Origin of the sequence: Streptomyces sp. NPDC059455, from assembly GCF_042750115.1 — a bacterium.
Lineage (GTDB): Bacteria > Actinomycetota > Actinomycetes > Streptomycetales > Streptomycetaceae > Streptomyces > Streptomyces endocoffeicus.
Genome location: NZ_JBHYVB010000019.1, coordinates 1 through 9961 on the forward strand (window position 1 = coordinate 1; position 9961 = coordinate 9961).

8 protein-coding genes are annotated in these 9961 nt (G+C 71.6%); all 8 read left to right on the forward strand.

Annotated elements, in window-relative coordinates; all coding sequences use genetic code 11:
- The first annotated feature begins 140 nt into the window (after positions 1-140).
- The 8 genes from ruvC to ACFXB5_RS09280 all read left to right on the forward strand — a co-directional run bounded on the left by ruvC (position 141) and on the right by ACFXB5_RS09280 (position 9780).
- Positions 141-746, forward strand: coding sequence for a crossover junction endodeoxyribonuclease RuvC (ruvC, locus tag ACFXB5_RS09245; protein WP_385204431.1), 606 nt, complete (start codon positions 141-143; stop codon positions 744-746).
- Complete coding sequence (ruvA, locus tag ACFXB5_RS09250; RefSeq protein WP_385204433.1) at positions 743-1363, forward strand: Holliday junction branch migration protein RuvA; 621 nt, start codon at positions 743-745, stop codon at positions 1361-1363. The genes ruvC and ruvA overlap by 4 nt, the downstream gene beginning before the upstream one ends.
- A gap of 67 nt (positions 1364-1430) precedes the next feature.
- Entirely contained in the window at positions 1431-2519 is a 1089-nt protein-coding gene (gene ruvB / locus ACFXB5_RS09255) for a Holliday junction branch migration DNA helicase RuvB (RefSeq protein ID WP_385204436.1), read from the forward strand.
- 272 nt (positions 2520-2791) lie between these two features.
- Positions 2792-3355, forward strand: a complete 564-nt coding sequence (gene yajC / locus ACFXB5_RS09260) for a preprotein translocase subunit YajC (protein ID WP_385204439.1) — start codon at positions 2792-2794, stop codon at positions 3353-3355.
- A 151-nt stretch (positions 3356-3506) separates the two neighbouring features.
- Positions 3507-5303 (forward strand): protein translocase subunit SecD, encoded by a 1797-nt coding sequence (gene secD / locus ACFXB5_RS09265; protein ID WP_385204442.1) that lies wholly within the window; start codon positions 3507-3509, stop codon positions 5301-5303.
- A 1-nt stretch (position 5304) separates the two neighbouring features.
- Positions 5305-6426, forward strand: coding sequence for a protein translocase subunit SecF (gene secF, locus ACFXB5_RS09270; RefSeq protein WP_385204444.1), 1122 nt, complete (start codon positions 5305-5307; stop codon positions 6424-6426).
- A 17-nt stretch (positions 6427-6443) separates the two neighbouring features.
- Positions 6444-7040: an adenine phosphoribosyltransferase gene (locus tag ACFXB5_RS09275; RefSeq protein ID WP_385204446.1), complete on the forward strand. Its 597-nt coding sequence runs from the start codon at positions 6444-6446 to the stop codon at positions 7038-7040.
- Positions 7041-7248: 208 nt separating this feature from the next.
- Positions 7249-9780 (forward strand): bifunctional (p)ppGpp synthetase/guanosine-3',5'-bis(diphosphate) 3'-pyrophosphohydrolase, encoded by a 2532-nt coding sequence (locus ACFXB5_RS09280; RefSeq protein ID WP_201854569.1) that lies wholly within the window; start codon positions 7249-7251, stop codon positions 9778-9780.
- The last annotated feature ends 181 nt before the right edge of the window (positions 9781-9961 follow it).

Genomic DNA, 9961 nt, shown 5'->3' on the forward strand with positions numbered 1-9961 from the left:
TCACCCGCTGTCTCAAACCCCGCGCGGGTGGGGGGGCTCCCCCTCGCCGCGCCGTGAGGGCTTGTCCGCGGGCGTTGTCGGCGGCAGCCGCTAGCCTGCGCAGGAACAGATGACCGAAGCGCGGTGAGGGGAGGGGCGCGGTGCGTGTGCTGGGCGTGGACCCGGGGCTGACCCGGTGCGGCGTCGGCGTGGTCGAGGGGGGCGCGGGCCGCCCGCTGCGGATGCTCGGCGTCGGGGTGATACGGACCGGGGCGGACGCCGTGACCGCCGACCGGCTCGTCCTCATCGAGCGCGGCATCGAGGAGTGGCTGGACGCCCATCGGCCGGAATTCGTCGCCGTGGAGCGGGTGTTCAGCCAGCACAATGTCCGCACCGTCATGGGCACCGCGCAGGCCAGCGCCGTCGCGATGCTGTGCGCGGCCCGCCGCGGGCTGCCGGTCGCGCTGCACACCCCCAGCGAGGTCAAGGCGGCCGTCACCGGATCCGGGCGCGCCGACAAGGCGCAGGTCGGCTCGATGGTGACCCGGCTGCTGCGGCTGGACGCACCGCCCAAACCGGCCGACGCCGCCGACGCGCTGGCGCTCGCCATCTGCCACATCTGGCGGGCCCCCGCGACCAACCGCCTCCAGCAGGCCGTCGCCGCCCACCGCACCACAAGCCCCGCTCGTACGCCGAGCACCGCCCGCCCGACGAGCCCCGCCCGCACCCCGAACAGCGCGCGCACCACGAAAGGCCGTACCTCATGATCGCGTTCGTCTCCGGTCCGGTGGCGGCCGTCGCCCCGGACACCGCCGTGATCGAGGTCGGCGGGATCGGGATGGCGGTCCAGTGCACCCCGGCCACCCTGGCCGGGCTGCGCGTCGGCCGGCCGGCCCGGCTGGCCACCTCCCTCGTCGTCCGAGAGGACTCGCTGACCCTCTACGGCTTCGCCGACGACGACGAGCGCCAGGCCTTCGAGCTGCTCCAGACCGCCAGCGGGGTCGGCCCCCGGCTGGCCCAGGCCATGCTGGCCGTCCACTCCCCGGACGCGCTGCGGCTCGCGGTGTCCGCCGGGGACGAGAAGGCGCTCACCGCCGTCCCCGGCATCGGCAAGAAGGGGGCGCAGCGGCTGCTGCTGGAGCTCAAGGACCGGCTCGGCGAGCCGATCGGCTCCGCCGTGCCCGGCGCCCGCTCCGCGGCCGCGCCCGGCTGGAGCGACCAGCTGCACACCGCGCTGGTCGGCCTCGGCTACGCCACCCGGGAGGCCGACGAGGCGGTGGCCGCCGTCACCCCGCGGGCCGAGGAGACGGTGGCCGCGGGCGGTACGCCCCAGGTGGCTCAGCTGCTGCGGGCCGCCCTGCAGACCCTGAACCGCACACGGTGAGCCACCGCGGCCGCGGCAGGCCGCGACCGGCGGCACCACCTGAGACGACATCGCGAGGCGAAACGCAGTGAACTGGGACGAGACCCCACCGGCCACCGCCGACGACGCCCTGTCCGGCGCGGACGGCAGGCTGGTGGGCGCCGACGCCGACGGCGACGACCAGGCGGTGGAGGCCGCGCTGCGCCCCAAGGACCTCGGCGAGTTCGTCGGGCAGGAGCGGGTCCGCGAGCAGCTGGACCTGGTGCTCAAGGCGGCCCGGCAGCGCGGCGGCACCGCCGACCACGTGCTGCTCTCCGGCGCGCCCGGACTGGGCAAGACCACCCTCTCGATGATCATCGCCGCCGAGATGGGCGCCCCGATCCGGATCACCTCCGGCCCCGCCATCCAGCACGCGGGCGATCTGGCCGCGATCCTCTCCTCCCTCACCGAGGGCGAGGTGCTCTTCCTCGATGAGATCCACCGGATGTCCCGGCCCGCCGAGGAGATGCTCTACATGGCGATGGAGGACTTCCGTGTCGACGTCATCGTCGGCAAGGGGCCCGGGGCCACCGCCATCCCGCTGGAGCTGCCGCCGTTCACGCTGGTCGGCGCCACCACCCGGGCCGGGCTGCTGCCGCCGCCGCTGCGCGACCGCTTCGGCTTCACCGGCCACATGGAGTTCTACGCCCCGGTCGAGCTGGAGCGGGTCGTCCACCGCTCCGCCGGTCTGCTCGACGTGACCATCGACCCCGAGGGCGCGTCCGAGATCGCGGGCCGCTCCCGTGGCACCCCGCGGATCGCCAACCGTCTGCTGCGCCGGGTGCGCGACTACGCCCAGGTCAAGGCGGACGGCGTGATCAACCGCGAGATCGCCGCCAGCGCCCTGGCCGTCTACGACGTGGACGAGCGCGGTCTGGACCGGCTGGACCGGGCGGTGCTCAGCGCCCTGCTCAAGCTGTTCGGCGGCGGGCCGGTGGGCCTGTCGACCCTGGCGGTCGCGGTGGGGGAGGAGCGCGAGACGGTGGAGGAGGTCGCCGAGCCCTTCCTGGTCCGGGAGGGGCTGCTGGCCCGTACCCCCCGGGGGCGGATCGGCACCCCGGCGGCCTGGGCGCATATGGGGCTCACCCCACCGCCGCAGACCGCCGCCGGTGGTCAGGCGGGCCTCTTCGAGACATGACGAGCCGGGGCCGCGGCGGGACGGCGCATGACGTGCCATGACGGGCGGACGGGGCGCGGCAAGGCATAAGCGCTCGCTTACCCTGCATCATGGCGTAGAGGACCAATAATGGCGGGGTCAGGAACCCCGGTACCGCGCCGGGCGTTGTTCCATTGGCGTGGGCTCGCTTAGACTCCGCCGATGCCGTCCGTATGCCGTCCGCTCACTGTGCGGTATACCCACCCCCGTAGACCAGGCCGCTCCCCGCGGTCGTGTGAAGGAATTTCCGTCCCGTGAATATCGTGACTCTCCTGCCGTTCATCGTGCTTATCGGGGCCATGTTCCTGATGACGCGATCGGCCAAGAACAAGCAGCGCCAGGCCCAGTCGATGCGCAATGACATGCAGCCGGGTTCCGGCGTGCGGACCATCGGCGGCATGTACGCGACGGTCAAGGAGGTCCACGACGACACGGTCCTCCTCGAGGTCGCCCCCGGCGTGCACGCGATCTACGCGAAGAACGCGGTGGGAGCCGTCCTGCCGGACGACGAGTACAACCGCGTCGTGCACGGCATCGACCCCGACGATGAGGACGCCGCCGACACTCCTGTCGTTCCCGACGACGCCTCCTCGCTGACCGAGGCCGCCGACGCCGACTCGTCCGCCGACAAGGTCGAGTTCAAGAAGGCCGACCAGGCCGGCGACGACGCGGACGAGAAGGCCGACGCGGCCGACGAGGCGGACGACGAGGCCGGGGAGACGGACGTCAAGAAGATCGATCTCGGCAAGGACGACGCCGCCGCCGCGGCGAGCACCTCCGAGGACGACAAGCGGGACGGCGGCACCGACGCGAAGTAAGTCCGTCATCCGGGAACCGCGGCGCGCCCTCGATCGGTGCGCCGCGGTTCCCTGGACGGTCTAGGCTCCGGCGGGGGCTTGTCCCCACAAGACTTCGTGGCCGCCCCGCGCACACCCGATGCGGGGCGGTTGGACAGGGAGATACGAGAAGGTGGCAGCACCGAAGAAGGGCCGCAGGTCCTCCGGGTCACAGGGCAGGCCAGGGCGCCCCTTGGCCGTCATCCTGATCGCCATCGCGGCGCTGACCGGAGGCATGTTCGTCTCCGGTCACACCACGCCGCGACTGGGCATCGATCTCGCGGGCGGCACCAGCTTCACGCTGGAGGCCAAGAACCAACCGGGCAAGCCCAACGCGATCAACACGGACAACATGAACACCGCCGTGGGGATCATCGAGCGGCGGGTCAACGGTCTGGGTGTGTCCGAGGCCGAGGTCCAGACGCAGGGCGAGAAGCACATCATCGTGAACATCCCCAAGGGGACGAACGCGAAGCAGGCCCGGCAGCAGGTCGGCACCACCGCCCAGCTCTACTTCCGGCCGGTGGTCACGACCACCAGCGGCCAGAAGACCCCCGAGAAGCCCAACTCCACCCCCAGCCCGTCGGCCAGCGCCAGCGGCAAGGGCCAGGACAAGGGCGACGACAAGGGCGGCAAGCCGTCCGGTACGCCGTCCGCCTCGTCATCGGCCTCCTCGTCCTCCTCCGCCAGCCCCAGCACCCAGGGGCGGGCCCTCTCCAAGGGCCTGAAGGCCGACGAGAAGCCCAGCGGGAGCCCCTCGCCGTCGAACACCCCTAAGCCCGACCCGTCGAAGAGCCCCTCGGGCTCCAGCGGCCAGGAAGAGCTGGCCAAGCAGTTCGCGAAGCTGGACTGCACCAAGCCGGCCGGACGCGCCGCGGCGGCTGAGAAGGCGGCCAACGCCAAGCCGACCGACTCGGTGCTGGCCTGCAGCCAGAAGGGCGACGCCAAGTTCGTCCTCGGCCCCTCCGAGGTCGAGGGCACCGACGTGGACGACGCCTCGGCGGTCTTCGAGAGCCAGAACGGGGCGGGCTGGATCGTCCAGCTCGACTTCAACAGCAAGGGCTCCAAGAAGTTCGCCAAGACCACCGGCGAGCTGACCAAGCAGCAGTCCCCGCAGAACCGCTTCGCGATCGTCCTGGACGGCGAGGTCGTCTCCGACCCCGAGGTCACCCAGGGCGCCATCACCGGCGGCCGGGCCACCATCTCCGGCGGTTTCACCCAGCAGAGCTCCGAGGACCTGGCCAACGTGCTGTCCTTCGGTGCGCTCCCGCTGTCCTTCGACATCGCCGACGAGACCACCGTCTCCGCCGCGCTCGGCGGTGAGCAGCTGGACGCCGGTCTGATCGCCGGTGCCATCGGCCTCGCGCTCGTCGTGATCTACCTGGTCGTCTACTACCGCGGTCTCGCCCTCGTGGCCATGGCCAGCCTCGGCGTCTCCGCGATCCTGACGTACACGATCATGGTGCTGCTCGGCCCGGGTATCGGCTTCGCGCTGAACCTGCCGGCGGTCTGCGGCGCGATCGTGGCCATCGGTATCACCGCCGACTCGTTCATCGTCTACTTCGAACGGATCCGCGACGAGATCCGGGAGGGCCGCTCGCTGCGCCCCGCCGTCGAGCGCGGCTGGCCGCGGGCCCGGCGCACCATCCTGGTGTCCGACTTCGTGTCCTTCCTGGCCGCCGCGGTGCTCTACATCGTCACCGTCGGCAAGGTGCAGGGCTTCGCCTTCACCCTGGGGCTCACCACGCTGCTCGACGTCGCCGTGGTGTTCCTCTTCACCAAGCCGCTGATGACGATCCTCGCCCGCCGTCCGTTCTTCGGGAACGGCCATTCGTGGTCCGGACTGGACCCCAAGCGCCTCGGGGTCACGCCGCCGCTGCGCCGTCGCCGTCCCGCCGCCCCCGGCCCCGCCGACACGAAGGAGGCGTGAGATGTCGCGACTCGGCACTCTCGGCGCCAGGCTCTACCGAGGCGAGGTCGGCTACGACTTCGTCGGCAAGCGGAAGCTCTGGTACGGCATCTCGATACTGATCACCATCACGGCCATCGTGGGCCTGGCGGTGCGCGGCCTGAACATGGGCATCGAGTTCTCCGGCGGCGCGGTCTTCACCACCCCGAACAGCAAGGTCTCGGCCTCCGACCTGCGCCAGACGGCAGAGGACGCGTCCGGCGGCCACACCGTCGTCGTCCAGGAGCTCGGCCGGGGCGGCGTGCGGATCCAGATCAGCGAGCTGGGCACCAAGGAGGCCCTGCCGGTCCAGGAGGAGCTCGCCAAGGAGCTGGGCGTCAAGACCAGCAAGATCGACACCCAGCTGGTCGGCCCGAGCTGGGGCGAGCAGATCGCCAGCAAGGCCTGGCAGGGTCTGGCGATCTTCATGGTGCTGGTGGTGATCTATCTCGCCATCGCCTTCGAGTGGCGGATGGCGCTGGCCGCCCTGATCGCGCTCATCCACGACCTCACCATCACCGTCGGTGTCTACGCACTGGTCGGCTTCGAGGTCACCCCGGGCACGGTGATCGGTCTGCTGACCATCCTCGGTTATTCGCTCTACGACACCGTCGTGGTCTTCGACGGTCTCAAGGAAGCGTCGAAGGACATCACCAAGCAGACCCGCTTCACCTACGGCGAGATCGCCAACCGCAGCCTCAATTCGACCCTGGTGCGGTCCATCAACACCACGATCGTGGCGCTGCTGCCGGTCGGCGCCCTGCTGTTCATCGGCGGCGGTCTGCTCGGCGCGGGCATGCTCAACGACATCTCCCTGGCGCTCTTCGTCGGCCTCGCCGCCGGTGCGTACTCCTCGATCTTCATCGCGACCCCGCTGGTCGCCGATTTCAAGGGGCGCGACCCGAGGATGAAGGCCCTGGCCAAGCGGGTGAAGGCCAAGCGTGCCGCGGCCGCCAAGGCCGAGACGGCCGACCCGGCCTCCGAGGAGGACGACGCCCCCGCCCTGGAGGACGCCGCCGCGGCCCCCTCCGGAGTCGTCGGCCAGCGTCGCCAGCCCGCCTCCCGCAACCGGGGGCGCGGTCGGCCGTCGGGCAAGCGGCGATGAGCGGGGGAGCCTGAGAGATGACGGAGACGACGGAGACCACGGCGGGCAGCCCGGACGGATTCGGCGGGGCCTCCGCCGAGGAGCTGCGCACACTGCTGCTCAGCCGCATCCAGGACGTGCCGGACTACCCCAAGCCCGGCGTGATGTTCAAGGACATCACCCCGCTGCTCGCCGACGCCGCGGCCTTCGGCGCGCTCACCGAGGCGCTCGCCGAGCTGTGCCTCCGGCACCGGGCGGACAAGGTGGTGGGCCTGGAGGCGCGCGGTTTCATCCTCGCCGCCCCGGCCGCCGTCCGCGCCGGAATCGGCTTCGTACCGGTCCGTAAGGCCGGCAAGCTCCCCGGGGCGACGCTCGCCCAGGCGTACGAGCTGGAGTACGGCACGGCCGAGATCGAGATACACGCCGACGCGCTGGAACCCGGCGACCGGGTGCTGGTGATCGACGACGTGCTGGCCACCGGCGGCACCGCCGAGGCGTCCCTGCGGCTCATCCGGCGGGCCGGTGCCCAGATCGCCGGGGTCGCCGTGCTGCTGGAGCTCGGCTTCCTCGCCGGCCGTGGCCGGCTGCTGGGCTCGCTCGACAGCGCCCCGCTGGAGGCCCTGATCACGGTCTGAGTTCACGGTCTGAGCCGGGCTTACGGGCCCGTGCACCGGGCCGGGAGGACCGCCGGAGGGCGGGGACGCGCACCGCCGGGTCCCCGCCCTCCGCCATGCCGCCCCCCGCCCCCGTCAGGCCCGGCTTGGCGGTCGAGAGGCAAGCGGAGTGGCGGGATCGATACCATGGCAGCCCGACCTTTTCGGGTCCGGACCGCTAGGAGTGCTCTTGCCAGACGAGGCCCAGCCGCTCTCGCCCAAAGTCCGTCCGGGCGGAACCCCCTCCGCTCAGCCGGACGCGCCCACCGCCGCCGAGCCGACGGCGGCCCCAGGCGTGCCCAGGAACAGCGGTGACGGCGCGGTCCGGCGCGGCCCCGAGCAGACCAGCCCGAAGCCCGCCGCGGGCCGTGGCAACAGCCTGCCCGCCACCACGCCCCCCGCGCGCCCCGCACAGAGCCCCGCGCCCCGCTCGGGCTCGTCCAACCGCGTCCGGGCCCGTCTGGCGCGCCTCGGCGTCCAGCGCTCCAGCCCGTACAACCCGGTGCTGGAGCCGCTGCTGCGCATCGTGCGCGGCAACGACCCCAAGGCGGAGGCCGCGACGCTGCGCCAGATCGAGCGCGCGTACCAGGTGGCCGAGCGCTGGCACCGCGGCCAGAAGCGCAAGAGCGGCGATCCGTACATCACCCACCCCCTCGCGGTGACCACGATCCTGGCCGAGCTGGGTATGGATCCGGCCACTTTGATGGCCGGGCTGCTGCATGACACCGTCGAGGACACCGAGTACGGGCTGGACACCCTGCGCCGCGACTTCGGCGACCAGGTCGCCCTGCTCGTCGACGGCGTCACCAAACTGGACAAGGTCAAGTTCGGCGAGGCGGCCCAGGCCGAGACCGTGCGCAAGATGGTCGTCGCCATGGCCCGGGACCCCCGGGTGCTGGTGATCAAGCTGGCCGACCGGCTGCACAACATGCGCACCATGCGCTACCTCAAGCGGGAGAAGCAGGAAAAGAAGGCCCGCGAGACCCTCGAGATCTACGCCCCGCTCGCCCACCGCCTGGGCATGAACACCATCAAATGGGAGCTGGAGGACCTCGCCTTCGCGATCCTCTACCCCAAGATGTACGACGAGATCGTGCGGCTGGTCGCCGAGCGGGCCCCCAAGCGCGACGAGTACCTGGCCGTCGTCACCGACCAGGTCCAGGGCGATCTGCGGGCGGCGCGGATCAAGGCGACCGTCACCGGTCGGCCGAAGCACTACTACTCCGTCTACCAGAAGATGATCGTGCGCGGCCGCGACTTCGCCGAGATCTACGACCTGGTGGGCATCCGCGTCCTCGTCGACACCGTCCGCGACTGCTACGCGGCGCTCGGGACCATCCACGCGCGGTGGAACCCGGTGCCGGGGCGGTTCAAGGACTACATCGCGATGCCCAAGTTCAACATGTACCAGTCGCTGCACACGACGGTCATCGGGCCCAGCGGCAAGCCGGTCGAGCTGCAGATCCGCACCTTCGACATGCACCGCCGCGCCGAGTACGGCATCGCCGCGCACTGGAAGTACAAGCAGGAGGCGGTGGCCGGCGCCTCCAAGGTGCGCACCGATGTGCCCCGTAAGGCGGGCAAGGACGACGCCATCAACGACATGGCGTGGCTGCGGCAGCTCCTGGACTGGCAGAAGGAGACCGAGGACCCGGGCGAGTTCCTGGAGTCCCTGCGCTTCGACCTGTCCCGCAACGAGGTCTTCGTCTTCACGCCCAAGGGCGATGTCATAGCGCTTCCGGCCGGGGCCACCCCGGTCGACTTCGCCTACGCCGTGCACACCGAGGTCGGCCACCGCACCATCGGCGCCCGGGTCAACGGGCGGCTGGTGCCGCTGGAGTCCACCCTGGACAACGGCGACCTGGTGGAGGTCTTCACCTCCAAGGCGGCGGGCGCCGGGCCGTCCCGCGACTGGCTGGGCTTCGTCAAGTCGCCGCGCGCCCGTAACAAGATCCGCGCCTGGTTCTCCAAGGAGCGCCGCGACGAGGCCATCGAACAGGGCAAGGACGCGATCGTCCGGGCGATGCGCAAGCAGAACCTGCCCATCCAGCGGATCCTGACCGGCGACTCGCTGGTCACCCTCGCCCATGAGATGCGCTACCCCGACATCTCCGCGCTCTACGCGGCGATCGGCGAGGGCCATGTCTCCGCGCAGAACGTGGTGCAGAAGCTCGTCCAGGCGCTCGGCGGCGAGGATGCCGCCAACGAGGACATCGCCGAGACCGCCCCGCCCATCCGCCGCACCAAGCGCCGCTCCAGCGCCGATCCGGGCGTGGTGGTCAAGGGCGTCGAGGACGTGTGGGTCAAGCTGGCCCGCTGCTGCACGCCGGTGCCCGGCGACCCCATCATCGGCTTCGTCACCCGCGGCAGCGGCGTCTCGGTGCACCGCGCCGACTGCGTCAACGTGGACTCGCTCTCCCAGCAGCCCGAGCGCATCCTCGACGTCGAATGGGCGCCCACCCAGTCGTCGGTCTTCCTGGTGGCCATCCAGGTCGAGGCGCTGGACCGGTCCCGGCTGCTGTCGGACGTCACCCGCGTGCTGTCCGACCAGCACGTCAACATCCTCTCCGCGGCCGTGCAGACCTCCCGCGACCGGGTGGCCACCTCGCGCTTCACCTTCGAGATGGGCGACCCCAAGCACCTGGGCCACGTCCTGAAGGCCGTACGTGGCGTGGAGGGCGTCTACGACGTCTACCGGGTCACCTCGGCCCGCGCCCGCTGAGAACGCGCCGAGAAGGCGCTCAGAACGCGCTGAGAGCCCGCTGAGGAGATCCCCGCCCGCCGAGCACACGACGACGGCGGCCCCCCGCGCCGTCGCACCCGGGGCCGCCGCCGGTAGCGGATCAGCGCGCGCTCACCCCCCCCACACCAGGCTGCCCGTCCGCGCCGGGGCCAGCATCCCC

Bases quoted from the DNA above. Each gene is read 5' to 3' on its own strand.
- secF (WP_385204444.1), top strand. From the start codon at position 5,305: ATGTCGCGACTCGGCACTCTCGGCGCCAGGCTCTACCGAGGCGAGGTC.
- ruvA (WP_385204433.1), top strand. From the start codon at position 743: ATGATCGCGTTCGTCTCCGGTCCGGTGGCGGCCGTCGCCCCGGACACC.
- ACFXB5_RS09275 (WP_385204446.1), top strand. From the start codon at position 6,444: ATGACGGAGACGACGGAGACCACGGCGGGCAGCCCGGACGGATTCGGC.